Source organism: Ensifer sp. 38_S197 (genome assembly GCF_056924495.1).
Map to the genome: position 1 here is coordinate 1089951 of NZ_JBXOVZ010000001.1, position 25263 is coordinate 1115213.

General features: G+C 61.9%; 23 protein-coding genes and 1 pseudogene. 17 read left to right on the plus strand and 7 right to left on the minus strand.

Features of this window, described 5'->3' with window-relative positions; translation table 11 throughout:
• The first annotated feature begins 5 nt into the window (after nucleotides 1-5).
• Complete coding sequence (locus AC1Z3V_RS04920) at nucleotides 6-950, plus strand: AraC family transcriptional regulator (protein WP_483497584.1); 945 nt, start codon at nucleotides 6-8, stop codon at nucleotides 948-950.
• A gap of 198 nt (nucleotides 951-1148) precedes the next feature.
• Here the strand turns inward: AC1Z3V_RS04920 and AC1Z3V_RS04925 are convergent, their stop codons facing one another.
• The gene (locus AC1Z3V_RS04925) at nucleotides 1149-1853 is read right to left on the minus strand and encodes an SAM-dependent methyltransferase (RefSeq protein ID WP_483497585.1); all 705 of its coding nucleotides are present in this window, start codon (nucleotides 1851-1853) and stop codon (nucleotides 1149-1151) included.
• A 94-nt stretch (nucleotides 1854-1947) separates the two neighbouring features.
• On the opposite strand from AC1Z3V_RS04925, the gene AC1Z3V_RS04930 reads away from it, so the two are divergent.
• From AC1Z3V_RS04930 to AC1Z3V_RS04940, 3 genes are all read left to right on the plus strand, one after another.
• Entirely contained in the window at nucleotides 1948-2736 is a 789-nt protein-coding gene (locus AC1Z3V_RS04930) for a helix-turn-helix transcriptional regulator (RefSeq protein ID WP_483497586.1), read from the plus strand.
• Nucleotides 2737-3184: 448 nt separating this feature from the next.
• Nucleotides 3185-3865, plus strand: a complete 681-nt coding sequence (locus AC1Z3V_RS04935) for an adenylate/guanylate cyclase domain-containing protein (RefSeq protein WP_483497587.1) — start codon at nucleotides 3185-3187, stop codon at nucleotides 3863-3865.
• A 167-nt stretch (nucleotides 3866-4032) separates the two neighbouring features.
• Nucleotides 4033-4839: a class I SAM-dependent methyltransferase gene (locus AC1Z3V_RS04940; protein ID WP_483497588.1), complete on the plus strand. Its 807-nt coding sequence runs from the start codon at nucleotides 4033-4035 to the stop codon at nucleotides 4837-4839.
• Nucleotides 4840-5104: 265 nt separating this feature from the next.
• Here AC1Z3V_RS04940 and AC1Z3V_RS04945 read toward each other — a convergent pair whose 3' ends face one another.
• The 5 genes from AC1Z3V_RS04945 to AC1Z3V_RS04965 form a co-directional block, all read right to left on the minus strand.
• Complete coding sequence (locus tag AC1Z3V_RS04945) at nucleotides 5105-5527, minus strand: PIN domain-containing protein (RefSeq protein ID WP_483497589.1); 423 nt, start codon at nucleotides 5525-5527, stop codon at nucleotides 5105-5107.
• Nucleotides 5524-5778: a type II toxin-antitoxin system Phd/YefM family antitoxin gene (locus AC1Z3V_RS04950; RefSeq protein ID WP_483497591.1), complete on the minus strand. Its 255-nt coding sequence runs from the start codon at nucleotides 5776-5778 to the stop codon at nucleotides 5524-5526. Before AC1Z3V_RS04950 ends, AC1Z3V_RS04945 begins: the two co-directional genes overlap by 4 nt.
• 264 nt (nucleotides 5779-6042) lie before the next feature.
• Complete coding sequence (locus AC1Z3V_RS04955; protein WP_483497592.1) at nucleotides 6043-6558, minus strand: EVE domain-containing protein; 516 nt, start codon at nucleotides 6556-6558, stop codon at nucleotides 6043-6045.
• Between the two features lie 108 nt (nucleotides 6559-6666).
• The gene (locus tag AC1Z3V_RS04960; protein WP_483497593.1) at nucleotides 6667-7398 is read right to left on the minus strand and encodes a GNAT family N-acetyltransferase; all 732 of its coding nucleotides are present in this window, start codon (nucleotides 7396-7398) and stop codon (nucleotides 6667-6669) included.
• Between the two features lie 195 nt (nucleotides 7399-7593).
• Nucleotides 7594-7740 (minus strand): DUF1127 domain-containing protein, encoded by a 147-nt coding sequence (locus AC1Z3V_RS04965; RefSeq protein WP_173519540.1) that lies wholly within the window; start codon nucleotides 7738-7740, stop codon nucleotides 7594-7596.
• A 367-nt stretch (nucleotides 7741-8107) separates the two neighbouring features.
• Here AC1Z3V_RS04965 and AC1Z3V_RS04970 point away from each other — a divergent pair, with 367 nt between their 5' ends.
• A complete protein-coding gene (locus AC1Z3V_RS04970) occupies nucleotides 8108-8812 on the plus strand; it encodes a GntR family transcriptional regulator (protein ID WP_483497594.1) in 705 nt (234 codons plus the stop codon).
• A gap of 112 nt (nucleotides 8813-8924) precedes the next feature.
• The gene (locus AC1Z3V_RS04975) at nucleotides 8925-9887 is read left to right on the plus strand and encodes a dihydrodipicolinate synthase family protein (protein ID WP_483497595.1); all 963 of its coding nucleotides are present in this window, start codon (nucleotides 8925-8927) and stop codon (nucleotides 9885-9887) included.
• 106 nt (nucleotides 9888-9993) lie between these two features.
• Here AC1Z3V_RS04975 and AC1Z3V_RS04980 read toward each other — a convergent pair whose 3' ends face one another.
• Complete coding sequence (locus AC1Z3V_RS04980) at nucleotides 9994-11031, minus strand: Ldh family oxidoreductase (RefSeq protein ID WP_483497597.1); 1038 nt, start codon at nucleotides 11029-11031, stop codon at nucleotides 9994-9996.
• A gap of 158 nt (nucleotides 11032-11189) precedes the next feature.
• Between AC1Z3V_RS04980 and AC1Z3V_RS04985 the strand changes: the two genes are divergently transcribed.
• The 11 genes and pseudogenes from AC1Z3V_RS04985 to AC1Z3V_RS05035 all read left to right on the plus strand — a co-directional run bounded on the left by AC1Z3V_RS04985 (nucleotide 11190) and on the right by AC1Z3V_RS05035 (nucleotide 25147).
• On the plus strand, nucleotides 11190-12707 hold the full coding sequence (locus AC1Z3V_RS04985) for an aldehyde dehydrogenase (NADP(+)) (protein WP_483497598.1): 1518 nt from the start codon (nucleotides 11190-11192) through the stop codon (nucleotides 12705-12707).
• A gap of 235 nt (nucleotides 12708-12942) precedes the next feature.
• Nucleotides 12943-13749: an ABC transporter substrate-binding protein gene (locus tag AC1Z3V_RS04990; protein ID WP_173519535.1), complete on the plus strand. Its 807-nt coding sequence runs from the start codon at nucleotides 12943-12945 to the stop codon at nucleotides 13747-13749.
• 72 nt (nucleotides 13750-13821) lie between these two features.
• Nucleotides 13822-14487: an amino acid ABC transporter permease gene (locus AC1Z3V_RS04995; protein WP_429814272.1), complete on the plus strand. Its 666-nt coding sequence runs from the start codon at nucleotides 13822-13824 to the stop codon at nucleotides 14485-14487.
• Nucleotides 14488-14500: 13 nt separating this feature from the next.
• Nucleotides 14501-15151: an amino acid ABC transporter permease gene (locus AC1Z3V_RS05000; RefSeq protein ID WP_429814275.1), complete on the plus strand. Its 651-nt coding sequence runs from the start codon at nucleotides 14501-14503 to the stop codon at nucleotides 15149-15151.
• Entirely contained in the window at nucleotides 15144-15866 is a 723-nt protein-coding gene (locus AC1Z3V_RS05005) for an amino acid ABC transporter ATP-binding protein (protein ID WP_173519532.1), read from the plus strand. Before AC1Z3V_RS05000 ends, AC1Z3V_RS05005 begins: the two co-directional genes overlap by 8 nt.
• Before the next feature lie 7 nt (nucleotides 15867-15873).
• A complete protein-coding gene (locus AC1Z3V_RS05010) occupies nucleotides 15874-17121 on the plus strand; it encodes an NAD(P)/FAD-dependent oxidoreductase (protein ID WP_483497600.1) in 1248 nt (415 codons plus the stop codon).
• Nucleotides 17122-17134: 13 nt separating this feature from the next.
• Nucleotides 17135-18136, plus strand: coding sequence for a 4-hydroxyproline epimerase (locus tag AC1Z3V_RS05015; RefSeq protein ID WP_483497601.1), 1002 nt, complete (start codon nucleotides 17135-17137; stop codon nucleotides 18134-18136).
• Nucleotides 18133-19824, plus strand: a complete 1692-nt coding sequence (gene lhpI / locus AC1Z3V_RS05020) for a cis-3-hydroxy-L-proline dehydratase (protein ID WP_483497602.1) — start codon at nucleotides 18133-18135, stop codon at nucleotides 19822-19824. The genes AC1Z3V_RS05015 and lhpI overlap by 4 nt, the downstream gene beginning before the upstream one ends.
• Before the next feature lie 471 nt (nucleotides 19825-20295).
• Nucleotides 20296-22245, plus strand: a complete 1950-nt coding sequence (locus tag AC1Z3V_RS05025; protein WP_483497603.1) for a PrkA family serine protein kinase — start codon at nucleotides 20296-20298, stop codon at nucleotides 22243-22245.
• A 25-nt stretch (nucleotides 22246-22270) separates the two neighbouring features.
• Nucleotides 22271-23590 (plus strand): YeaH/YhbH family protein, encoded by a 1320-nt coding sequence (locus AC1Z3V_RS05030; RefSeq protein WP_483497604.1) that lies wholly within the window; start codon nucleotides 22271-22273, stop codon nucleotides 23588-23590.
• Nucleotides 23591-23601: 11 nt separating this feature from the next.
• A pseudogene (locus AC1Z3V_RS05035) lies at nucleotides 23602-25147 on the plus strand (SpoVR family protein).
• Nucleotides 25148-25263: the final 116 nt, after the last annotated feature.

A 25263-nucleotide genomic window follows, 5' to 3' on the forward strand; every position in this document is an offset into this window, starting at 1 on the left:
CTTTCATGGGTAATTTTATGCTGCAAGATTTAATCAATAACGGCCCGGTCATGCGGACCGTTTCGCTGCCGCGGGGACGCCAGAGCCTGCACACCATGCCGACCAGCACCGGCTATGAAATCCGCACCAACGCCACCTACGACTGGGATGGAAGAAAGCGCGGCAACACGCCGTTTACGGTGCTCCAGCACACGATCGCCGGCGCCGGAAATCTGCGCTACGAGAACCGCAGCTATCGGGTGCGCGAGGGCGAGACGCTGCTGTTGCTCGTGCCGCACAATCATCGCTACTGGCTGGAGGATAACGGGCGCTGGGAGTTCTTCTGGATTTCGATGAACGGCGACGAGGCGCTCCGCATCCACCGCGCCATTCTCGCCGTCACCGGGCCTGTGCTGAAGCTGCAGCCGGAAACCATCGAGCATCTCGCCGATTGCAGCCTGCGGCTCATCCGCGGCGGCGAGACGCCGGGGCGCGCTTCCGCGATCGCTTACGAGGCGGCGATGGCGCTTTATGACGACGTCTTTGGCTCGCACCCGGTGTTCAGCCATGAGCACCGAACGATGCACCGGGTCGTCGACCACATCATGAACAACCTTCAGCACCCGCTGCCTGTCGAGGAACTGGCGCGCGTCTCGGGCCTGAGCCGCGCCCATTTCTCTCGCGTCTTTGCCGCCAGCGAAGGCATGGCCCCGGCCGAATATGTGTTGCAGAAGCGATTGCAGAGGGCCGTGAAATTGCTGACGAAAACGGCGAGCCTGCCGGTCAAGGAAGTGGCCATCCTCTCGGGATTCGAAGACCCCAATTACTTCGCGAAGGTCTTCCGTCGTTCCTTCGGCTTGAGTCCGACCGAATTCCGTACGACCGGGATGTATGCAAGCGTGCCGACGGGCTCGGTGGAGAGCCCGCCGGTGGACACGAACCAACAGCCGGACCGGGCGAAGCTGGCCTAGCCACTTCCGTGCTCGTTGCACCTCGGACCCGCATGCCAGCCCCGGTGCTTTGGAAGGGCAGCGTCGCTCACGCGGCAAGGACCTCCTCAATGCGGATCGAGTCAGATCGCCCGTGGCAAACGTTCCGCATCGGTCTTGGGCGAACAGCACCGCTGAAAGAGGTAGAAGCTGCGCGATCTCCTACGGAGGGGCGCCTATTCATATGCGCCGAGTGATCCAGGCTCCCCAGAACAGGCTCGAGAAGAAGCGCTGCGGCTTTTCGAACCCCGCGGCGATCAACAGGGCCGCCACGGCATCCTCGGATTCCGGTGGGTCGGCACCTTGCAGGATCTTGCCGAGCTTGGCCTTGATCTCGTCTCCACTCGCGCCGTTCATGCGCCAGCGCTCCGCCCAAGCCGCCATCATCAGAGGCTGCGAGGCATATGCGTAGTGGTTTCCCGCGAGGATCAGCGGCGCTCCCCTCTTGAGCCGCGTAGCGATGTCGCGAAGGATCGACTGCTTGGCGTCCTGACCGGGAAGGTGATGTAATACGCCGATGAGCGTCGCCGCATCGAAAAGCCGGCCAGCGGGCAGGTCCGCGACGACACCCAGAACCGGTTCCGTGCGTTCCAGAAGGCCCGCAGCCGCCACGCGCGACAAGGCCAAGTCCAGCATGGAACGCGATGGATCGACCGCAACAAAGCTCCAGCTCGGCTCGAGCCTGCCGGCAGCGACAATTTCGCTCGCCGTGCCACCGGCGCCGGCGACCAGGATGGTCGCGCTGGAGTCGGCTCCGAGGGACGCGGCGAGCATGCATGCAGCCAGTTCGTGACAGGCGTCATAGCCGGCGAGCGCAATCCTGCTTTGTCTTTCATATTCGGCGGTGCGTGAGGCATCGAATTTTTCCGCGGCATCCACGGCCATGGCTTCCCTTTCCAGATTTTGGAGGGCAGCGCCGCTCCCAATTGTACATGGGGCTCAGAGTCGCATAAAAGCGATCATTATTTTGAGTAAATGCATGATCGAAACACCGCCGCTTCAAAAGAAACATGATCGATTGACCGCCTTCCTCAAGGCTTTTGGTTTGCGTGCGGTCTCCAGCGCAGACACCGTTGGCACCAACTCTGCCAACCTTTTCGTGGTCGGCGATAGCGATGCCGGAGGTCCCACGCATATCCTCTTCCGGGTCCTGGGCGGTCCCTCGCAGAGAAGCGGCCTTGCCATTCTTGCGGCCGCCAAGATCGACTTTGGCGGAGCGGCCAATCCGCTCGTTGGCGCGCTGCCTGAAGAGCTGGTCTTCTCTTTGGAAGAGCAACCACAGATGCGCGGATTGGCCGACATCTTGGTCGCCGAGGTAGAGAACAGCCGATGTGGCGGAGGGACCGTCCAGGACCGCATCTGTGAGATCATTGTCGTACTGGCTGTCCGGCGAGCGATTGACCAGGGAACAGTCAATGCGGGGCTATTGGCTGGGCTTGCCCATCCGACACTTCATCCTTGCCTGGTCGCTGTGCATGACGACCCGGCGCGCCAGTGGCGCACCGACGTCCTTGCTCGGCTTGCGGGCATGTCCCGCAGCCATTTCGTCGCCCTCTTCACGAACGTGGTCGGTCTGACGCCGACGGCATATCTGACCGCATGGCGCCTGGCGTTGGGGCGAGCCGCGCTCGAAGCAGGCAGCAGCGTGAAAACGGCAGCGGCGCGGGTGGGATTTGGCAGCGCCGCCGCTTTCTCTCGAGCGTTCTCGCGCAAGTACGGTTACCCGCCAGTAGGAGCAAAAAGGACAACTGAGCCCCGGCCTGCCTGACCGTTCAGATCGCTCGATCCATGTGGAGACCAGGAGTGGCAAGAGCGAACCTACCGGTTGCGATGATCGAGGATCGAGCAATTTCAGCGCCCTACCCGGACCGGGTTGTGGATTTCGCATGCGCCGCTCACGAGAGCTTCGAATTTTGTTCACCCTCGGCAAAGATGGACATGCTTCGCGCTCAACTCGCAGCATACGGATTCTCCGCTGACGGAATGAGCCTTAGGCTGATCATTCTGGAGTGGAAGTGGGATCTCCTCGCTCTTTCGATCCACCTCAGTAATTGGATGGCAAAAGTTGACCGCCGTTTCAGCCGATTGGGCAACTGAACGACGATAGCTATGTGCCACCGCCCCGAAGTGATCGCGCATCGTCAAAATCGGACGTTGGGTTTACCCTGCTGGGTGGGCTAGACTGCGACAAGACACATGAAGCGGTGGGAAGCGTCATGAGACGGAACGGGACATACTCCAACGCATCTACCACCGTCGCTTTCGTCGACCTGGCCGGGTTCAGTGCAATTGCCGACGTCTATGGCGACGCTTCTGCAATTTACATACTCGAACTTTTCGAGAACATGGTTCGTACTTCTCTTAGAGATTACCAGCCGCCGCTCAAATGGATTGGCGACGAGGCGATGCTCGCCTTTCCGGATCCAGACCTGGCAATTCAGGCACTTGGCACGTTGTTGCAGGCGTGCCGGAAGGATTCGCGGTTGCCCCTGACGCGGGCTGGCGTAAATCACGGACCGGTCATTCGCAGGGATGACGACATTTTCGGCTCGACGGTCAATATCGCAGCCCGTGTTGCCGCTCTTGCATCCCCGGGCCAGTTACTCGCAACCCGCCCGATCGCCGAGGCCGCTCAAGCAAGAGGCGTCATGATCAAGAACCTCGGTCCTAAGGCACTGCGCTCCGTGGCAAGCGAAGTTGAACTGTTTGAGATCGAGCTTGCACCGTCAGCCGACCCGGGATGGGTCGATCCGGTTTGTAAAATGCACGCGCCCTATTCAGCTTACAAGCGCGCAGCTCGCGAAGGCCTCTGGTTCTGCTCACCGCTCTGCGAGGATGCGTATAGAAAATCACCACAGACATACGCGCTCAAGATGAAGATCGCTAAGGAACAATGATGACTGAACCTTGCATGCCTTTCGACCAATCGCTTCGCAAAGGGCGCTCGAACAGGTTGCACCACGCCGAAACCGTAGCTTGCTTTCGGCGCTCTCGTACTGGCTGCGCCTTGACCGCGTAGCGACGGCAGTGAAATGATCAGTCAATTCCTGGTGAGGTGTGTGACATGGCTGGGTTCGTGGCAACAAACCCCGAAGCCTATGAAGCGTATGTTGGGCGGGGCAGTCAGCATCTCGCCCCTGTCTTCGTGCGCTTCGCCGGTGTTTCAGCCAATGAACGCGTTCTGGACGTCGGCTGTGGCACGGGGCATTTGACACGTGCAATCGCAGCAGCGAACGCACGCGCAACCGGCATCGATCTGTCACTGCCCTATGTCGATTTCGCGCGACGCGCGACCGCCGACGAGACGGTCACGTTTGACGTTGGTGATGCCCTGGATCTGCCGTACACGGATGATGTTTTTGAACGCGCGTTGTCTATGCTCGCTCTGGATTTGCTTCCCGACGCGGCCCGAGGCTTAAGCGAACTCCAGCGGGTCACGCAGCCGGCCGGCACCGTAGCGGTGGTCGTCAACAACTTCCGCTGCGGCTGGACGCCATTCAGCTTGGTCTGGGACGCAGCAGCGGTGCTCGACCCTGATGGCGCAGCGATGCGCGACGAAATGGTGTCCAAGCCGCTGGGTTGGCATGGCGGGCTCGCGAGACTGTTCGGTGCCGTTGGTTTCGCGAATGTAGTGGAAGAACAACTCAGCGCGATGTTCGAGTATCGATCGTTCGGAGACTATTGGTCTGGCTTTCTCACGGGGCAGGGAAAGACCGGTAGCTATGTCACCAACCTCGAAGACGCGCACCGGAGCGAATTGGAGCGCCATGTCAAAGCAGCATATCTTTGTGGAATGGCGGACGGCCCACGCGCCTTTACCACCTTGTTCTGGGCCGTGCGCGGTGAGGTCAAACCCAACAATAGGCGCTAACCATCAAGGCGCCGTCCTGAGAGAACCTGAGTTAGAAGCGCGAGCCGCTCTTCACATGAGGACGCAGCCTGCTACACGGGATCCCTAGCCCGACCAGATCGGCGGGATGCAGCCGATCTTCGAATATGCACCGTCGGCGAGCGAGAGCACCTCCACCAATCGGCGTACTGTCCAAACAATCTTTCTCTTGGGATTCGGACTGGAGCAACCGAGTTCGATTTTGATGTCAGGAGGAGTTATCTAGGCCCGGCTAAAGAGACGATCGTCAGCCCCGCCATGGATCGACCACAACGACGCCGGTGCCTTCGAAATCTCTGACATTGCGTGTCACGACGGTCATATCATGGACCAAAGCGGTCGCGGCAATGAGCGCGTCGGCTTCGGTGCGCCGGTCTGGAATATGCAGGTGTGCGCAGCGGGTCGCAACCGTATCGTCAACCGCCAGGATACGACCTGCGAACTCCGGTCGGACTTGGCCATCTAGCCAAGAGCGCAACCGAGCGCCCTGCGCAGCGTCCCGGCGCTGCACGCCCAGCACTCCTCGCTCCAATTCAAGAATCGTGATGGCCGAAATGAAGAAATGGGCTGCATCTTCTCGTCCTATCCACTTTACCACATTGGCATCAGCTTTGCCGTCACCGACCTTGCGCAGTTCCGAAATGATGTTTGTATCCAAAAGGTATTTCAAGACAGGTCTACTTCGCGCGACCCGATTTCGACGCGGTGCGGTTCAAACTCGATCTCCGAGAGCCCGGGCATGGCAAGAGCCTCGACTAGGCTGCGACGCCGGCCGCTCAAACGTTCGAAATCATCGTAGGTCATGAGGACATGGGAAGGTCTGCCGCGGTCCGTGATGATAACAGGACCGGCTTTTGCCGCCTTTTTGGCACGACTGACATCATGATTCAATTCTCGACTGGAAAGGGTCGTAATGCTCATGGGTCACCCTACATGTAGGTACTAACCTACATGTAGCATGGGAGGTTGAAATAACAAGCCCAGCATTTGCTCGACCAATACCCGGCGCTGGTCCATTCCGGTCAATACATGACGATCCTGGTCGAGCTGCAGAGGCTGCAGCTTGGTTTCGGTCCGTCTGGTTGCGGTCAATCTTGGCGCATACGCTCTCCGGGGACAGCGCGCATGGTCGTCTGCGCAGGACTTCATCACGCGGTATCCGGCAAGGGTCCCAAACGCTGGCGATTACACGGCCAGTTGCTGGGGAAAAGCCTGGACTCTCGGAAAGATCAAACCGAGATCGGCATGCATTGCCTGGGCAATGACGCGAAAATCGCGCTCGCTGAGGGCAAGATGACCAAAGCGGAGCTTCTGATCCCAGTTGCGGTTGCCTTCGGCAAATTCCAGGCTGTCCAGCCATGGACGAACCGGAGCTTCTATGCTGTCGGCCCAGTCGATGTCGTCGTGGTGCGGGGCAAAGCCGCTCATGCCGAAGAAATAGGGCAGGCGCTCTCTGACCACACCGATGGCGGTAAAGCATGGGAGAGGTCCGCGCCCTCGGAAGGCGGCGTTGGGTGCGTAGCCGACAAAACCGTCGCCCGCCTTCATACGCGTCAACGATTGAACTTTGCCGTAGCCAAACTGCGAGAAGCCGCCTTGCGATGCATGCTGCCCGTCATCGCCGGCAACCACGCCGATCCAGAAGTTGCGCTCGCCCGGTCTGCTTCCTACGCCCACCTGAAACATATCCTGCGCCGACATCGGTCATCCCTCGATCTCTGATCATGGGAACACTTTACGCGCGACCCCTGCCAGATTCTGTCAGCATTGTCGCAGCGACATGCCGCCTCTATGCCGTTTTGCTCACAATCAGCTGTCCGAAGCCGGTGAGACCGGCTCCCATTCGCCAAACAACGTCATGCCCGTGGCCTTGGCGAGCGCGGCCGATGTATGGTTGTCGAGCTGGCAGCGGTACTGCGGTTCATACCCCTTTCCGAGCGCGTACCGACTGATGGCGCGCACGACGCCGCGTGCATGGCCCTTGCCGCGGTGCGTCGCCAAGGTCAGCACACCGAGATCCGCAAGCCGGCTGTCGCCTTGCCAAGGATACATGCTCGCAGCACAGACCAGCCGGCCGTCCTCGAAGGCACCGAACACGGTCCAATGATCGAGCTCGACATAGGCAGCATCCAGATCTTCCGCCGACGCGGACGATTGGAATTCAGCGAAAGCCGCCGCATCCTGCGCCGTCAACAGACGAACGAGTCCCGCCGACTGCTCCTCGAGCAACGCCGGTTTCTCGGCTTCCGCAAAATAGTAGAGGTAGTCGGCGTCGTGGAGCGTGATGCCCGCCTCGAGCAGCATTTGCCGGAAGACCGGCTCGGACAGGCTGCTCCGAGCGGATAGTGCCAGTTTTTCGGAGAGCGTAGGCGTGACGGCAGCCATGCCCCTCCCATCGGCAGTCCTCAGCACCGTCGCCGCACATTCCTCATCCAGATCAGGGGTAATCGCAACGGTGAAGCCGTTGTCACCTAGAACGACATTGCCGCTCGAAAACGTCGCCTGCCAGTAACTGGTAATCGTCGAGGAAAATAAGGGCATGGAGCCAAACCTTGTCGAGCGCGCGCAAGCTCTTAATCGGCAGGAGCTACGGCGCTTTAATTGGATAAACTAGTCGATTAATTAAAAGCGAGATTGAAGTGAAGGAAGACGATGGCGCAAAAAAGGCCGCACAAAACAAAAGCGCCCGCAGGAGATGCAGGCGCTTGGGCAATTTAGTCAGTCTTGTAGATCGCCTTAGCGGGCGAAGGCCGTGCGTGCGACGCGGTCGATGTCGGCGCGTTCGATGCCGAGGTCCCGGAGTTCCCGGTTGGACATGCGGCCCAGCTCGGTGACCGTCTGACGATACTTGCGCCAGTTGTTAAAAGAGCGTGCGATATTCATCTTGATCCCCCTTTCAATGGGCTTTCGAAGCCTGGCAGCCAGTCCGTGGCGCCTCGTTTCGCTTCGATGAACACCTTATAGCTCAGGGCTTTGGTAAGTTGCAGCGCTCAAAAGTCAGCGCTCCCATGTGGGAAATGCATGGGTCGTTACGACGGCTGCCGAGCCCCCTTCTGCTCGCATCAGATCAGCAAGAATTGCCGCAACGCCATCCGGACGGGCCTGACCGCGCCGGCGGGTGACCGTGAACAAAGCGCCAGCGGGCAATGCACTGCGTCTGAATATGTAAGCCTCGCACAATCGTTGACACGGAAGCTGTTGATCCGCGCGACGGAGACAAGTATTTCTTTTGTCGACAAAGGATTCTGAGATGACCGACACCGACAACAGCCCCACCCCCGAACGCAAGCGCGGCTCCGGCGTGAAGATGGTCTATGACCTCTTGCGCGACGAGATCCTTGACCTCGTGTTGCCGCCTGGCAGCCCGATCGACGAGGTGCAGCTCGCCGAACGGCTGAAGATGTCCCGCACGCCGATCCGGGAGGCACTGGTGCGCCTCGCCGGCGAGGGACTTATCGACACGTTGCCGAACCGTTCGACGATGGTCGCCAACATCGACTTCCTCAATCTCAATCCGTTCTTCGACGCGCTGGTGCTCATGTACCGGGTTACAACACGGCTTGCGGCGCAGAACCATCGCCCAGAAGACCTGCCGATTATTCGCGGCTTCCACGAGGATTATGCAGCGGCCGTTCAATCGCGCGACGCGCTGACGATGATCGCCACCAATGCCGCTTTCCATGCGGCAATCGCCGAGGCCGGCCGCAATCCCTATTTCACCACCCTGTTCCGCCGGTTGCTCGACGAGGGGCGGCGCATCCTGCGTCTCTATTACCAGTCCTACGAGGAGCAGTTCCCGCAGCGCTTCGTCGACGAGCACGCGGAAATCATCGCCGCGATCGCAGCGCGCGACGTCGAGGCGGCGGACCGTCTCGGCAAGGCTCATGCCGAGCAGATCGTCGAGCAGGTGCAAAAACTTTTTGCCCGCAACAACAAGCTCGACATCGCTTTGTAGCAGACTTTGTATTTTTCTTGTCGACAAATAAAATACAAACGGCTATTGTCTAGATCAAAGGCAAGGGCGCGCGTGCACCGTTGCCCCAAGCCAAAGCCGAGAGGAGTTTCAGATGAAGGCTCAGATTTTCACCGGCGTCATCCCGGCGCTGATGACCCCCTGCAAGGAAGACCGCACCCCCGACTTCGACGCGCTGGTGCGCAAGGGCAAGGAGCTGATTGCTCAGGGCATGTCCGCCGTCGTCTATTGCGGCTCGATGGGTGATTGGCCGCTCTTGACCGACGCGCAGCGCATGGAAGGCGTCGAGCGCCTGGTCAAGGCCGGCATCCCGGTCATCGTCGGCACCGGCGCCGTCAACACCGCCTCGGCCGTTGCCCATGCCGCCCATGCCCAGAAGGTCGGCGCGAAGGGCCTGATGGTCATCCCGCGCGTGCTGTCGCGTGGATCGGTCGTCGCCGCCCAGAAAAACCACTTCAAGGCCATTCTTTCGGCTGCTCCGGACCTGCCGGCTGTCATCTACAACAGCCCCTATTACGGTTTCGCCACCCGCGCCGACCTGTTCTTCGCGCTGCGTGCCGAACATCCGAACCTCGTCGGCTTCAAGGAATTCGGTGGCGCCGCCGACATGCGCTATGCGGCCGAGAACATCACCAGCCGTGACGACGGCGTCTCGCTGATGATCGGTGTCGACACCGCGGTCTTCCACGGCTTCGTCAACTGCGGTGCGACCGGCGCCATCACCGGCATCGGCTGCGTGCTGCCAAAGGAAGTCATCCACATGTGCAACCTGTCGCGCGCCGCCGCCGAAGGCGACGTCGACGCACGTCAGCGCGCGCTGGAACTGGAGCAGGCACTCGCCGTGCTCTCCTCCTTCGACGAAGGTCCGGACCTCGTTCTCTACTTCAAGCACATGATGGTGCTGAAGGGCGACAAGGAATACACGCTGCACTTCAACGAGAGCGACGTGCTTTCGGAAAGCCAGCGCGGCTACGTCGAGGCCCAGTTCAAGCTGTTCAACACCTGGTACGCCGAGTGGAGCAAGCTTCCGGGCGCCGTCCAGAAGTACAAGGCCTGATCGCCCGTATCGGTCACAAGAGAAAAGGCTCTCCGGTTGGAGGGCCTTTTTTTGTTTGGCGGCTTCGCTTATGCGCCGAACGACCGCTGCATGGGTGAGCCGCCGCTTACGCGACGGCGTCGAGCCCGAGCGAGAGAAGTCGGTCGAGCTGCTCCATTTCGGCCGTGTTGAGCACGACACCTTCGGCCTCCGACTTGGCGCGCGCAACGAAGCGGCGCTGCGACGGAAGACGGGCACCCTGACCGACGATCGCCTCGAATAGAGCCTCCGCGCGGGCAAACGGATTGCCCGGTCGGCCGGCTGCAAATTTCTCCGGCGAAAAGGCAACGATCAGCTCGCCATGGAAGGGTGCCAGCGTCGTGGTACCGAGGTAGTCGAGCACTTCCGGGCTCGTCAGGTCGCCGATCATGATGCCGGCGAGAAGCTCGATCATCGTGCCGATCGCCGAGCCCTTGTGGCTGCCGAAGGGCAGCATGGCGCCGGCGAGAGCTGCTTCCGGATCCGTCGTCGGATTGCCCTCGGCATCGATTGCCCAGCCCTCCGGCAAGGGCTTGCCGGCGCGGCGGTGCAGCTCGATCTCGCCGCGTGCGGCAACCGAAGTCGCGAAGTCGAAGACGTAGGGCGGCTGGTTCTTTCGTGGCCAGCCGAACGCGAAGGGGTTGGTACCGAGCAGCGGCTTGTTGCCGCCGGTCGGTGCAACAGTCGCGTAGCTCGGGCACATGACGAGGCCGGCAAGCCCTTCTCCCGTCAGCCCCTCGACTTCGGGCCAGAGCGCGGAGAAATGGGTGCAATCATTGATGACGAGCGCGGCAAGACCGAGCGAACGGGCACGCTCGGCGAGAACGGGCAGGCCGAGTTCGAAAGCCGGGTTGGCGAAACCGCCCTTGGCATTGACCTTGACGATCGCGGAACCTTCCTGTGCATCGAGTTCCGGCACGGCATCCGGCTTCACCTTGCCGGCCTTGACGGTGCGAAGCGCCCCTTCGATGCGGTAGATGCCATGCGATTTACAGGCATCCCGCTCGCCGGCCACGATCACGCGGGCAAGCGCGCCGGCCTGGACGGCGTTGAGCCCCGCCTTCAGGAAGATCGCCTCGACGCGCTCGAAAAGCGCTGCGATCGTCAGGGTGTTGGTCTCGCTCATCTCTCTCTCCCTCTCAAATGCTGCGCCTGATCCAGATGGGCCAGTCAGGCGATTGATGTTCTGCATACATATAGTATACAAAGATCCCACGAGTGCAATTCAGCCATGATCCCCTCTGCCACAAAAGGCAATCCGGGATCGAAAGAAAGGATCCGCAGATGGCCTTCACCCCCAAAGGAAAACACCTGGTCGCCGGCGAATGGCTCGACGGAGCGGGCACCTTCGCCTCGGCGCCTGCGCACGGTCCGGTCCATCAGTTTGCCACCGGCACCGTCGCACTGGTCAATCGCGCCGCCGAGGCCGCCGAAGAAGCCTTCCTGAACTACGGCTATTCGAACCGGGCTGAACGCGCCGCTTTCCTGCGTGCGATTGCCGATGAGATCGAGGCACGCGCCGAGGCCATCACCGAGATCGGCAGCCAGGAAACCGGCCTGCCCGAAGCCCGCCTGCAGGGCGAACGCGGCCGCACCACCGGCCAGCTCCGCCTTTTCGCCGACCACATCGAGAAGGGCGAGTATCTCGACCGCCGTTTCGATGCGGCTCTGCCCGAGCGCCAGCCGGCGCCGCGCCCGGAGATCCGGCTCATCCAGCGGCCGATCGGCCCGGTCGCCGTCTTCGGCGCCTCGAACTTCCCGCTCGCCTTCTCGACGGCCGGCGGTGATACCGCTGCCGCCCTTGCCGCCGGCTGCCCCGTGGTCGTCAAGGGACACTCGGCTCATCCGGGCACCGGTGAAATCGTTGCGCAAGCCGTCGAAGCCGCGATCCGCAAGACCGGCATGCATCCGGGCGTGTTTTCGCTGATCCAGGGCGGCAGCCGCGAGGTCGGCCACGCACTCGTCCAGCATCCGCTGATCAAGGCCGTCGGCTTCACCGGTTCGCTGGCCGGTGGCCGCGCCCTGTTCGACCTTTGCGCCGCGCGTCCCGAGCCGATCCCGTTCTTCGGCGAACTCGGCTCGGTCAACCCGATGTTCCTGCTGCCGGAAGCACTGAAGGCACGGGCCGAAACGCTCGGCCAGGGCTGGGCCGGCTCGCTGACCATGGGCGCCGGCCAGTTCTGCACCAATCCCGGCATCGCCGTCGTCGTCGAAGGCGCTGACGCCGATCGCTTCACCACCGCGGCCGTCGAAGCTCTCGGCAAGGTGGCGCCGCAGACGATGCTGACCGACGGCATCGCCAAGGCCTATCACGACGGGCAGGCGCGCTTTGAAAGCCGCAACACCGTGAAGCCGCTGCTGACAACCGAATCCTCGGGCCGATCCGCTTCGCCGAATCTCTTCGAGACTTCAGGCGAACAGTTCCTGGCCGACCATGCGCTCGGCGAAGAAGTCTTCGGACCGCTTGGCCTCGTCGTCCGCGTCGGCTCGACCGCCGAAATGGAACAGCTTGCCCGCGGCTTCCAGGGCCAGTTGACCACCACGATCCATATGGATCCGGCGGACCTCGAGACCGCCCGTCGTCTGCGTCCGATCCTCGAGCGCAAGGCCGGCCGCGTGCTCGTCAACGGCTTCCCGACCGGCGTCGAGGTGGTGGATTCGATGGTGCATGGTGGGCCCTACCCGGCCTCGACCAACTTCGGCGCGACCAGCGTCGGCACGATGTCGATCCGCCGCTTCCTGCGTCCCGTTTCCTACCAGAACATGCCGGAAGACCTGCTGCCTGAGGATTTCCGGGGCTAAAGCCGGGTGCGGAAAAGTGCGGGCGACCTTCCGCCCGCATCCCGTTCTCACCAGTGAGCCACGACAGATCGCTGCGCAAGGAGCCCATTTGGCGAAACAAATGGGAACCTTGCGCACATCCTGCGTTATGAACTTATACTTTTTGTATACTAGTTGTATTTTTCTATTGATTTGCGCTCGCTAAAACGAAATAGTGGCTCAGCCTCTTACGGCACTCATTTCAGGGAGAGAGAGAATGAAGACTTCGGTGCTCGCACTCGGCCTCGTTGCGGCCGCTGCTCTGACCAGCCAGGCCCATGCCGACAAGCTGGATGACGTTATCGGCTCGGGAACGCTGCGTTGCGCAGTCGTACTCGACTTTCCGCCGATGGGTTCTCGCGACGAGAACAACAATCCGATCGGCTTTGACGTCGACTACTGCAACGATCTGGCCAAGGCACTCGGTGTCACCGCCGAAATCGTCGAGACCCCGTTCCCTGAGCGCATTCCCGCACTGATGTCGGGCCGTGTCGACGTCGGCGTTGCCTCGACCTCGGATACGCTTGAGCGTGCCAAGACCGTCGGCATGACGGTCCCCTACTTCGCCTTCGAAATGGCCGTGACCGCCAACGACAAGTCGGGCGTGAAGTCCTTTGAAGACATGAAGGGCAAGGTTGTCGGCGCCACCGCAGGCACCTTCGAAGCGATCGCGCTCGAAAAGCAGGTCAAGGAATGGGGCGCCGGCGAGTTCCGCCCGTACCAGACCCAGGCCGACGTGTTCCTCGCGCTCAGCCAGGGCCAGATCGACGCCACGGTTTCGACCTCGACGGTTGCCCAGGCCAACGTCAAGGGTGGCAAGTTCGCCGGCATCTCCGTCGTCGGCAAGGCTCCGTTCGACACCGACTACGTCGCGCTCTTCACCAACCGCGAAGAATACGGCTTCATCAACTTCCTCAACCTCTTCATTAACCAGCAGGTCCGCACCGGCCGCTACGCAGAACTCTACGAAAAGTGGGTCGGCGGCGAACTTCCGGACCTTACGGCTAAGGGCGTCTACCGCTAATCTGGCCGTCCATCTGGCGGCGCGAGGTATGGCCTCGCGCCGCTATTCGTTTCCGCAGAGGTGAGACGAACAATGTTCAGTTATACCTTCCATTGGAACCAGGCGCTGAAGGCTCTGCCGCAGATGCTCGATGGAGCGTTGGTCACCTTGCAGGTGGCTCTGCTCTCGATGGTCATCGGCCTAGCCCTGGCGCTGGCGCTGACGGCCTGCCGCCTGTCCGGCAATCGCATCCTCGGTGGTTTTGCCACCGCCTGGGTCGAGATCGCCCGCAATACGCCGGCGCTGTTCCAGATCTACATGGCCCATTTCGGCCTCGGCAATTTCGGCATTCATCTGAGCCCCTATACGGCGCTGCTCGCCGGGATCGCCTTCAATAATGCCGGCTATCTCGCAGAAAACTTCCGCGGCGCCCTCAAGGCCATTCCGGATACCCAAACGCGTGCCGGCCGTTCGCTGGGCATGACCTCGGTGCAGGCCTTCCGCTACATCGTGCTGCCGCAGATGCTGCGCATCGCCTTCCTGCCGGTTACCAACCAGATGGTCTGGGCGATCCTGATGACGTCGCTTGGCGTCACCGTCGGCATGAACACCGACCTTGCCGGCATCACGCAGGAACTGAACGCCCGCTCGTTCCGCACCTTCGAATTCTTCGCCATCGCCGCGGTGATCTACTATGTCATCGCCAAGGTCGTGACGCTCGGGGCACGTCTGCTCGCCGCGCGCATGTTCCGCTACTAAGGAGAGGTGAGAGATGTTCAATACCGCCCTCACCCTCGCAGATCTCGGCTTCCTGCTCCAAGGCGCCCTGATGACGCTTGCGGTCACCGCCGTCTCGGTCGCCGCCGGCACGGTGCTCGGCATCGTCTTCGGCGTCGTGCGCAACCAGGTCGGCCCCTATTGGGGCGCACCACTGACCTTCGTGCTGGACGTCTTCCGCTCGGTGCCACTGTTGATCCAACTCGTCCTCGCCAACGCCTTCCAGGCGATTGCCAAGCTTGGTTGGGCTCCGTTCACGACCTCCTGCGTGGTGCTGTCGCTCTATACGGCCGCCTATTGCACCGAGATCGTACGCGGCGGCATCTCGTCGGTACCGCCGACGACGCGCCGCGCGGCCCGTTCGCTCGGCATGACCTGGTGGCAGGACATGCGCTACATCGTGGCACCGCTCGCCACCCGCGTTTCGCTGCCGTCCTGGATCGGCCTGACGCTCGGCGTCATGAAGGACTCGGCCCTCGTCCTCTGGCTCGGCCTGATCGAGTTGCTGCGCGCCTCGCAGGTGCTCGTCACACGCCTGCAGGAACCGCTGCTGATCCTGATGATCTGCGGCGCCATCTACTTCCTCATCAGCTTCCCAATCGCCCGGCTCGGCGGTTACCTTGAAAAACGGTGGTCCAATGATTGAGATCCAAAACGTCCGCAAGTCCTTCGGTTCGCTGGAGGTTCTCAAAGGTATCGACCTCACCGTCAACAAGGGTGAAGTCGTCACCGTCATCGGCGGCTCCGGCTCCGGCAAGTCGACGCTGCTCACCTGCATCAACGGCCTCGAACCGATCGATGCCGGCCGCATTCTGGTTGATGGCACCGAGGTCCACGCCAAGTCGACCGACCTCAACAAGCTCAGGGCCAAAGTCGGCATCGTCTTCCAGCAATGGAACGCCTTCCCGCACCTGACCGTGCTCGAAAACGTCATGCTGGCGCCGCGCAAGGTGCTCGGACTCTCCAAGGAGAAAGCCGAGGAGATCGCCGTCAAGCAGCTCACCCATGTCGGCCTCGGCGAAAAGCTCTCGGTCTACCCGACCCGCATGTCGGGCGGCCAGCAGCAGCGCATGGCAATTGCCCGCGCACTCGCCATGTCGCCAGAATACATGCTGTTCGACGAAGTGACCTCGGCACTCGACCCGCAGCTCGTCGGCGAAGTGCTCGACACGCTGCGCATGCTTGCCTCCGAAGGCATGACGATGATCTGCGTTACCCATGAAATGAAGTTTGCCCGCGAAGTTTCCGATCGCGTCGCCTTCTTCCACAAGGGCGTGATGGCGGAAATCGCGGCACCCGAGGCGCTCTTCGGCGCGCCGAAGGATCCGGAACTCAAGAAGTTCCTGGCAGCAACGCACTGAGCCGATCATGAAGGATGCAGTTCAGCCTGACGTCATTGTCATCGGCGCCGGCGTTGTCGGCCTTTCTGCGGCAATCGCCGCCCAGGCACGGGGGCTTTCCGTCACCGTGCTCGACCGGGAAGGTCCGGCGGCGGGAGCCTCCGCCGGCAATGCCGGGGCCTTCGCCTTCACCGACATCCTGCCGCTCGCTTCGCCGGGCATCCTCAAGAAGGCGCCGAAGTGGCTGCTCGACCCGCTTGGGCCCTTGAGCGTCCCCCCGGCCTATGCTGCGCAGATCGCCCCTTGGATGTTCCGCTTCTGGCGCGCCTGCTCGCCAAGCCGCGTCGCCCATTCGACGACCGCGCAGACGGCGATGATGGACCTCTCCAAAACGGAGCTCGAACCTTTCCTCGCCGCGACGGGCACGCTGCCGATGCTGCGCAAGGAAGGCAATCTCCAGGTCTATGAAAGCGAAGCCGAACTGAAGGCCTCGTTTCCCGGCTGGAAGGCCCGGGCCGAGCACGGCATCGAATTCCGTCATATGGGTGCGGCCGAAATGGCCGACATCCAGCCCGGTCTGGCGCCGCGCTTCACTCATGGCACATTCACCCCCGGCTGGTACTCGATCGCCGATCCGAAGCTCTATACGCTGGCACTTGCCGACCACTTCCGCGCCAAGGGCGGCACGATCGAGCGTGCCGACGTTACGGCTTTGAAGCCGGTCGAGGGCGGGGTGGAGCTGACGGCGGACGGCAAGACGCGGCGTGCTGACCAAGTCGTGCTCTCGGCTGGCGCCTTCTCGCACCAGATCGCCCGCACGCTCGGCGAACGCATCCCGCTGGAAACGGAACGTGGCTACAACACCACGCTTCCACAGGATGCCTTTGACCTGCGCACGCAGGTCACTTTCGGCGGCCACGGCTTCGTCGTCACGCGGCTTTCAACCGGCATCCGCGTCGGCGGCGCGGTCGAACTCGGCGGCTTGAAGCTGCCGCCGAACTACCGCCGTTCGGACGCGATGCTGAAGAAGGCGCAGACCTTCCTGCCCGGGTTCAAGAGCGAAGGTGGCGTACAATGGATGGGCTTCCGTCCGTCGCTGCCCGATAGCTTGCCGGCGATAGGCCGCGCCCGCGCGACCGGCCGCGTCGTCTACGCCTTCGGCCACGGCCATCTCGGGCTGACCCAATCGGCAGGCACTGCGCGGCTCGTTGCCGATCTGCTGACCGGCCAGCGTCCGGCGATCGATATCCAATCCTTCTCGCCTCAAAGGTTCTGACAGAGCATCGACCATGGCCACCTATACCTTCTCCTGCATCGACGGCCACACCTGCGGCAATCCAGTCCGCCTCGTTTCCGGCGGCGGACCGCGGCTCGAAGGGGCCAACATGCTGGAGAAGCGGGCCCATTTCCTGCGTGAGTTCGACTGGATCCGCACCGGCCTGATGTTCGAGCCGCGCGGCCACGACATGATGTCCGGCTCGATCCTCTATCCGCCGACGCGCGCCGATTGTGATGTGGCAGTGCTCTTCATCGAAACCTCCGGCTGCCTGCCGATGTGCGGCCACGGCACGATCGGCACCATTACCATGGCGATCGAGAATGGCCTCATCACCCCGCGCGAGCCCGGCAAGCTCTCGATCGACGCACCGGCCGGTAAGGTCGACATCACCTATCGCCAGGAGGGCCGCTTCGTCGAGGAAGTGCGCCTCACAAACGTGCCCGGCTTCCTCTATGCCGAAGGGCTGACGGCGGAGGTCGAGGGCCTCGGCGAGATCATCGTCGACGTCGCCTATGGCGGCAATTTCTACGCCATCGTCGAGCCGCAGAAGAATTTCCGCGATATGGCCGACCATACGGCCGGCGAACTCATCGGCTGGAGCCCGAAGCTGCGCGCCGCGTTGAACGCCAAATACGAGTTCGTCCATCCGGAGCACCCGGAGATCCAGGGCCTCAGCCACATCCAGTGGACCGGCAAGCCGACGCAGGCCGAGGCGCACGCGCGCAACGCCGTTTTCTACGGCGAAAAGGCGATCGACCGTTCGCCCTGCGGCACCGGCACCTCGGCGCGCATGGCCCAGCTTGCTGCCAAGGGCAGGCTCAAGGTCGGTGACGAGTTCGTGCATGAATCGATCATCGGCTCGCTGTTCAAGGGCCGCGTCGAGGCAGCGACCAAGGTCGCCGAGCGCGATGCCATCATTCCTTCGATCGCCGGCTGGGCCCGCATGACCGGCATCAATACGATCTTCATCGATGACCGCGACCCCTTCGCCCACGGATTTATCGTAAAATGACCCAATCGATCGCCGCCCGCAGCATTCTTACTGGCTCCGCCGACGGCCCTGTAATCGCCACCGAGGAGGCGCTGAGCTTCTGGGGTGGGGTCGACCCCGCTACGGGCCGGGTGATCGATGTGCACCATCCGCTGCATGGCCTCTGTCTCACCGGCGGCATCCTGATGATGCCGTCGAGCCGCGGCTCCTGCACCGGGTCGGGCGTGCTGCTCGACATGGCGCTGACCGGCCGTGCACCCGCCGCGCTGGTCTTTTCCGAAGCCGAGGACGTGCTGACACTCGGCGCGCTGATTGCGGCTGAGATGTTCGGCAAATCCTTGCCGGTGCTCAGGCTTTCGCGCGAAGCCTTCAAGGCGCTCTCGCAGGCAAAGACCGCGCGCATCAGCGATACGGCAATCGAAGCCGATGGCATGACAATTCCGGTCGCTCCGCCGGCAACGACGGCGCTCGACCTCACCGACGACGATCGCGCTATGCTCGACGGTCGTGACGGCATCGCCGTGCAACAGGCGATGCGCATCATCGCGGCGATGGCGGCGCAGCAGGGTGCGGAAAAGCTCGTGGACGTGGTGCAAGGCCACATCGACGGCTGCATCTATGCAAGCCCGGCGAACCTCACCTTCGCCGAGAAGATGGCAGACATGGGCGCCAAGGTCCGTGTGCCGACGACGATGAACGCGATTTCGGTCGACCGTGCCAACTGGCAGGCACAGGGCGTACCGGAGAGCTTCGGCGATCCGGCTGCAAGGCTTGCCGACGCCTATGTGCGCATGGGCTGCCGCCCGACCTTCACCTGCTCGCCCTATCTGCTCGACAGCGCGCCGAAGGCGGGCGAATCCATTGCCTGGGCCGAGTCCAACGCCGTCATCTTCGCCAACACGGTGCTTGGCGCACGCACGGCAAAGCATCCTGACTTCCTCGATCTGTGCATTGCGCTCACGGGACGCGCGCCGCTGTCCGGCGTCTATCTCGACGAACATCGCAAGGCGAAGCGCATCATCGACGTGGAACTGCCTGAGAACGTCGACGATGCCTTCTGGCCGCTGATCGGCTACCTCGCCGGCAAGGCCGCTCCCGACCGCATCCCGCTGTTGCGTGGTCTTGCATCGGCAAAACCCTCGCGCGACGACCTCAAGGCGCTCTGCGCCGCCTTCGGCACGACCTCAGCATCTCCCATGCTGCATGTATTGGGCGTGACCCCGGAAGCAGAAGGTACTGCAGCGAAGGACGCTGACCGCACGAAGATCACGCGCGCCGACATGGCCGAAGCTTGGTCTCTCCTGAACGAAGGCCCTGCGGAAGTCGAGCTCGTCGCCATCGGCAGCCCGCACGCTTCGCTTGAGGAATGCCGCGCGCTGGCCGAAGCCTTCGACGGTCGGAAGCGGCACGGCGATGTCGCCGTCATCGTGACGGCCGGACGCGACGCGATCGCCGAGGCGAAGGAAGAAGGGTTGCTCTCGCGCCTTGAAGCAAGCGGCATTCAGGTGCTGCCCGATCTCTGCTGGTGCTCGATCTCGGAGCCGGTCTTCCCGACGAAGACCCGGGCGCTGATGACCAATTCCGGCAAATATGCCCATTACGGACCGGGCCTCTCCGGCCGCACCGTTCGCTTCGGCAGCCTTGCCGATTGCGTCGAGGCGGCGCTGACGGGACGCGTGCCGGCGCGATTGCCGGCCTGGCTGTCCTGACGACTTTGCCGCGGGTCTACTGCATGTCTCCTTTGATCGTAGCCGATTAAAGGACAAAAACATGCAGCAAATCAAAGTGCTACAGCGACCTTTGCGCGTCTGATAACACGCGCGGCGCTGTAGGCGCTCGCCGCCCACCGCTCCGTGCTGCTGCTATGCTCGACGCCGGTGCGTGTCGCATCGAGACCCATGGACAGTGCCCTCTACGCACGTTGCAGGATCACCACCCCGTCGCGGCTCCTGTCCGAAGAAAAAGAAGAAAAACGTTCCGCCAGCGCGCCAGCACGACGATCCGGATCAGGATTTCGTGAGCCTGCGGTCACGATCTTTCAATCCTTGAAAGCAACCCCTTCGAGAATCAGAAGAAAGCGAGTAATCTGAGGGAACATTGCGCATGGGACGCCGTTTATTCGAATGAGCGAGCCGATAAGCAGCGATCCCCGTCTCAGCCAGCGGCCGCGGGAGAGCATGATGCAAAAGAGTGAATGCGATGTCTTTGATCTCTTCTCCGAGATCTACACGAGTGCAGCGCAGGAAGAAATCAGCCTTCAAGAATACCTTCTCGCATGTCGCGACGACAAAAGCATGTATGCCACCGCGCAAGAGCGGATGGTCACTGCCATCGGCGATCCGACCCTGATCGACACCAGCGCGGACGAACGTCTCGGCCGCATCTTTTCAAACCGTACCGTCAAGATCTATCCATCCTTTGCCGACTTCTACGGCATGGAGGATACGATCGAACGGATCGTCGGTTACTTCCGCTACGCCGCCCAGGGGCTTGAGGAGCGCAAGCAGATCCTCTACCTGCTCGGGCCGGTCGGCGGCGGCAAGTCGTCGCTCGCCGAACGTCTCAAGAAACTGATGGAACTGCAGCCGATCTACACGCTCGCAGTTGGCGGCAAGATCAGCCCGATCTTCGAATCGCCGCTCGGTCTCTTCCATCCCGACCGCATGGCCGACCTGCTCGAAGACAAATACGGCATTGCACGGCGGCGTCTCACCGGCCTGATTTCTCCCTGGGCAACGAAACGGCTCGACGAGGTCGACGGCGACATCTCCAAGTTCAGCGTCGTCAAGCTGACGCCTTCGCGCCTGCGCCAGGTCGCGATCGCCAAGACCGAACCAGGTGATGAAAACAACCAGGACGTTTCCTCGCTGGTCGGCAAGGTGGATATCCGCCAGCTCGAACACTACAGCCAGGCCGATCCGGATGCCTATTCCTACAGCGGCGGCCTCAACCGCACGACGCAAGGCCTGCTCGAATTCGTCGAAATGTTCAAGGCGCCGATCAAGGTCCTGCATCCGCTGCTGACGGCGACACAGGAAGGCAATTACAACGGCACGGAAAACTTCGGCGCGTTTCCCTATCAGGGCATCGTCGTTGCGCACTCCAACGAATCCGAATGGCTGCAGTTCAAGAACAACAAGAACAACGAGGCCTTCCTCGACCGCATCCTGGTGGTCAAGGTTCCCTACTGCCTGCGCGTCACCGAGGAACGGCAGATCTATGAGAAGCTGCTGCGCGAAAGCGAGCTCACCAAGAGCCCGTGCGCACCGGAAGTTCTCGAATGCCTTAGCCGCTTCACCGTATCGACACGCCTTGCCCGCCACGAGAACTCGCCGCTCTACACCAAGATGCGCGTCTACGACGGCGAGAACCTGAAGGACACCGATCCCAAGGCGAAGTCCGTTCAGGAATATCGCGACGCCGCCGGCGTCGACGAGGGCATGACCGGCATCAGCACCCGCTTTGCTTTCAAGGTGTTGTCCGAGACCTTCAACTACGACACCAAGGAGGTTGCGGCCGATCCCGTGCACCTCATGTATATCCTGGAACAGGCGATCCGCCGCGAACAGTTCCCGAAGGAGACCGAAGCGAGCTATCTCGACTTCATCAAGTCCGAGCTTGCCACCCGTTACGCCGAATTCATCGGTCACGAGATCCAGAAGGCCTATCTCGAATCCTACAGCGAATACGGCCAGAACCTGTTCGACCGCTATATCGCCTATGCCGACGCATGGCTCGAAGACCAGGATTTCAAGGATCCCGACACCGGGCAGATCCTCAATCGCGAGATCCTCGACAGCGAACTGTCGCAGATCGAAAAACCGGCCGGCATCGCCAATCCCAAGGATTTCCGCAACGAGGTCGTGAAGTTCACCCTGCGCGCCCGCGCCAAGAATCATGGGCGCAACCCCTCCTGGACGAGCTACGAGAAACTTCGCGACGTGATCGAGAAGCGCATGTTCGGCCAGGTCGAAGACCTGCTGCCGGTCATCAGCTTCGGCTCGAAGAAGGACAGCGCCACCGAGAAGCAGCATGCCGAATTCGTCCAGCGCATGACCGAGCGCGGCTACACCGAGCGCCAGGTCCGGCGGTTGGTCGATTGGTACATGCGGGTCAACAAGGCGGGCTGACGATGCCGAAGCAGGGGATTGGTATATGCCGAATTTCATCGACCGGCGGCTCAATCCGAAGGACAAGAGCCTCGGCAACCGACAGCGATTTCTGAAACGGGCCCGCGAAGAACTCAAGCGGGTCATCAAGGAACAGGTCAAAACCGACAGGATCATCGACGTCGATGCCGCCCATGGCGTGCCGATGCCGACGGATGGCGCCACTGAGCCGACGTTCCAGCCGGCCCGTGGCAGCGGCGAACGCAATTATGTGCTTCCCGGCAACAAGGAGTTTTCGGCAGGCGACCGCCTGCCGAAGCCGGAAGCAGGTGGGGGCGGAGGCGGCCGGGGACGTCCCGGGACCGGAGAAAGCGAAGACGACTTCCAGTTCGTCCTTTCACGCGAAGAGGTGCTCGATCTTTTCTTCGAGGATCTGGAACTGCCCGACATGATCAAGCTCAGCCTCAAGGAAACGGTGTTGTTCAAACCGCGTCGCGCAGGCTTCGCCACCGCGGGCACGCCGACCAACATCAATGTCGGGCGGACCATGCGCAACAGCTTCGGCCGACGCCTGGCGCTGCATCGACCGAAGGAAAAGGAGCTGACCGCCATCGCCGAGGAGATCGCGCGACTGGAGGCGACGCCGGAGCTTTCACCGAAAGACCGCCAAAGGCTCAGCGAGCTTCGCAGCGAACTGGAGAGGATCGAGCGCAAGCGACGTCGCATTCCCTATGTCGACCCCGTCGATATCCGCTTCAACCGCTTCGAAGCGCAACCGCTGCCGAACGCCAACGCGGTCATGTTCTGCCTGATGGACGTCTCGGCCTCGATGGGCGAACGCGAGAAGGACCTCGCCAAGCGCTTCTTCGTGCTTCTGCATCTGTTCCTGAAGCGGCGTTACGAACGCATCGACATCGTCTTCATCCGCCACACGGACGAAGCCCGCGAGGTTGACGAGGAGACGTTCTTCTACAGCACCCAGAGCGGCGGCACGGTCGTCTCGACCGCGCTCGAGGAGATGATCAGGGTCATCGAGGAGCGCTACCCCTCGCAGATCTGGAACATCTATGCGGCGCAGGCCTCGGACGGCGACAACATCATCGGCGACAGCGAGCACTGCGCCGCGCTGCTCCGGGAGAAGCTGACGAAGCTCTGCCAGTATTACGCCTATGTCGAGATCATCGACGAGCGCGAGACGGAAATCTTCGGATCGACGGACAACGGCACCGCGCTCTGGCGCGCCTATCGCACGGTGGATGGCGAGAAGGCGAATTTCCAGATGACCCGGATCGCCAAGCCCGCGGACATCTACCCGGTCTTCCGCAGGCTCTTTGCCCGGCAGCCGGCCACACGCACCCGGAAATGAGGGACGACCGGATGGCTCGACGTGCGACTTCAGGTCTCCTGTTCCAGGGCTCGGACTGGAATTTCGTGACACTTTCCCGTGCCTATGACGCGATCGAGCAAGTTGCGCTCGAGGAAATGGGCCTCAACGTCTACCCGAACCAGCTGGAGATCATCACCTCGGAGCAGATGCTCGACGCCTATTCCTCGGTCGGCATGCCGCTCATGTACCAGCACTGGTCTTTCGGCAAGCGCTTCGCCTATGAGGAACACCACTACCGCAAGGGCCACCGCGGCCTTGCCTATGAGCTGGTGATCAATTCCAATCCCTGCATCACCTATCTCATGGAAGAGAATACGATGGCGATGCAGGCGCTGGTCACGGCGCACGCGGCCTTCGGCCACAATCATTTCTTCAAGAACAACTACCTCTTCCGCCAGTGGACCGATGCCGGAGCCATTCTGAGCTACATGGATTTCGCCAAGAAATACGTGGCCAAATGCGAGGAACGGCACGGAACCGCCGCGGTGGAGGCGATCCTCGATTCCGCCCACGCGCTGATGGACCAGGGCGTCTTCCGCTATCGCCGGCCGCCGCGGCTCTCCTCCGAAAAGGTTCGGGAACGGGCACGGGAACGGCTGGAATATGAGGAACAGACCTACAGCGATCTCTGGAGGACGCTACCGCAGACGGCCGAGAGCCATGACCCGGCCGACGCCGAGCGGGACGCTTCCGAGCGCAAGAAAGTGCTGAACCTGCCGGAAGAGAACCTGCTTTATTTTCTCGAAGAAGCACAGCCTGATCCTGGAACCGTGGCAGCGGGAGCTACTGCGGATCGTTCGGGTCATCGCACAATATTTCTACCCGCAGCGCCAGACGAAGGTCATGAACGAAGGCTGCGCCACCTTCGTGCACTACACCATCATCAATCGGCTCTACGACCAGGGCCGGATTGGCGAGGGCCACATGCTGGAACTCTTGCAGAGCCACTCCAACGTCGTCTTCCAGCCGGATTTCGACGACCGGCGCTATCCAGGCATCAACCCCTATGCGCTCGGCTTCGCAATGATGCAGGACATCCAGCGGATCGCCACCGAGCCGACGGACGAGGATCGCGACTGGTTCCCTTCCCTTGCCGGCAACGGCGACTGGATGGAAACGCTGCGCGACGCTTGGGCCAACCACCGCGACGAATCCTTCATCTTGCAATATCTGAGCCCGGCGGTGATACGCAAATTCCGGCTGTTCCACCTCGCAGACCGTGCGTCCGAGCGTTTTGTCGAGGTCGCTTCGATCCACAACGAGCGCGGCTATTCGGCCGTTCGCTCTGCCCTCGCCAACAGTTACGACCTCGGCGCCAACCAGCCCGACATCCAGGTGATGGACGTCGATCTCCTCGGCGACCGGCATCTTCGATTGCAACACAATGTGAAGAGCGGAATCCTGCTCGAGGAAGGCAGCCGCGACGCGACGCTGCGTCATGTACGCCACCTCTGGGGCTACGAAGTCAGCCTTGCCGGCGTCGACCCGCAAACGGGGCGCACAGTGTATGAATGTTCGACGGCAAAAAACGCCTGAGCAAGACGCGAACGGCTTTTCGCCGCTGGTGCCGGCCAAGGCGCCCGGGAGGGCCATCAAAACGGGCATCACAAGAACTCAGGGCAGACATTAGAATTATTTGGTCTTGTGACGGC

Excerpts from the sequence above, each read along its gene's own strand:
- AC1Z3V_RS04920 (WP_483497584.1), top strand. The coding sequence starts at position 6 with ATGGGTAATTTTATGCTGCAAGATTTAATCAATAACGGCCCGGTCATG.
- AC1Z3V_RS04925 (WP_483497585.1), bottom strand. The coding sequence starts at position 1,853 with ATGGCCGTGGATGCCGCGGAAAAATTCGATGCCTCACGCACCGCCGAA.
- AC1Z3V_RS04930 (WP_483497586.1), top strand. The coding sequence starts at position 1,948 with ATGATCGAAACACCGCCGCTTCAAAAGAAACATGATCGATTGACCGCC.
- AC1Z3V_RS04935 (WP_483497587.1), top strand. The coding sequence starts at position 3,185 with ATGAGACGGAACGGGACATACTCCAACGCATCTACCACCGTCGCTTTC.
- AC1Z3V_RS04940 (WP_483497588.1), top strand. The coding sequence starts at position 4,033 with ATGGCTGGGTTCGTGGCAACAAACCCCGAAGCCTATGAAGCGTATGTT.
- AC1Z3V_RS04950 (WP_483497591.1), bottom strand. The coding sequence starts at position 5,778 with ATGAGCATTACGACCCTTTCCAGTCGAGAATTGAATCATGATGTCAGT.
- AC1Z3V_RS04955 (WP_483497592.1), bottom strand. The coding sequence starts at position 6,558 with ATGTCGGCGCAGGATATGTTTCAGGTGGGCGTAGGAAGCAGACCGGGC.
- AC1Z3V_RS04960 (WP_483497593.1), bottom strand. The coding sequence starts at position 7,398 with ATGCCCTTATTTTCCTCGACGATTACCAGTTACTGGCAGGCGACGTTT.
- AC1Z3V_RS04965 (WP_173519540.1), bottom strand. The coding sequence starts at position 7,740 with ATGAATATCGCACGCTCTTTTAACAACTGGCGCAAGTATCGTCAGACG.
- AC1Z3V_RS04970 (WP_483497594.1), top strand. The coding sequence starts at position 8,108 with ATGACCGACACCGACAACAGCCCCACCCCCGAACGCAAGCGCGGCTCC.
- AC1Z3V_RS04975 (WP_483497595.1), top strand. The coding sequence starts at position 8,925 with ATGAAGGCTCAGATTTTCACCGGCGTCATCCCGGCGCTGATGACCCCC.
- AC1Z3V_RS04980 (WP_483497597.1), bottom strand. The coding sequence starts at position 11,031 with ATGAGCGAGACCAACACCCTGACGATCGCAGCGCTTTTCGAGCGCGTC.
- AC1Z3V_RS04985 (WP_483497598.1), top strand. The coding sequence starts at position 11,190 with ATGGCCTTCACCCCCAAAGGAAAACACCTGGTCGCCGGCGAATGGCTC.
- AC1Z3V_RS04990 (WP_173519535.1), top strand. The coding sequence starts at position 12,943 with ATGAAGACTTCGGTGCTCGCACTCGGCCTCGTTGCGGCCGCTGCTCTG.
- AC1Z3V_RS04995 (WP_429814272.1), top strand. The coding sequence starts at position 13,822 with ATGTTCAGTTATACCTTCCATTGGAACCAGGCGCTGAAGGCTCTGCCG.
- AC1Z3V_RS05000 (WP_429814275.1), top strand. The coding sequence starts at position 14,501 with ATGTTCAATACCGCCCTCACCCTCGCAGATCTCGGCTTCCTGCTCCAA.
- AC1Z3V_RS05005 (WP_173519532.1), top strand. The coding sequence starts at position 15,144 with ATGATTGAGATCCAAAACGTCCGCAAGTCCTTCGGTTCGCTGGAGGTT.
- AC1Z3V_RS05010 (WP_483497600.1), top strand. The coding sequence starts at position 15,874 with ATGAAGGATGCAGTTCAGCCTGACGTCATTGTCATCGGCGCCGGCGTT.
- AC1Z3V_RS05015 (WP_483497601.1), top strand. The coding sequence starts at position 17,135 with ATGGCCACCTATACCTTCTCCTGCATCGACGGCCACACCTGCGGCAAT.
- lhpI (WP_483497602.1), top strand. The coding sequence starts at position 18,133 with ATGACCCAATCGATCGCCGCCCGCAGCATTCTTACTGGCTCCGCCGAC.
- AC1Z3V_RS05025 (WP_483497603.1), top strand. The coding sequence starts at position 20,296 with ATGCAAAAGAGTGAATGCGATGTCTTTGATCTCTTCTCCGAGATCTAC.
- AC1Z3V_RS05030 (WP_483497604.1), top strand. The coding sequence starts at position 22,271 with ATGCCGAATTTCATCGACCGGCGGCTCAATCCGAAGGACAAGAGCCTC.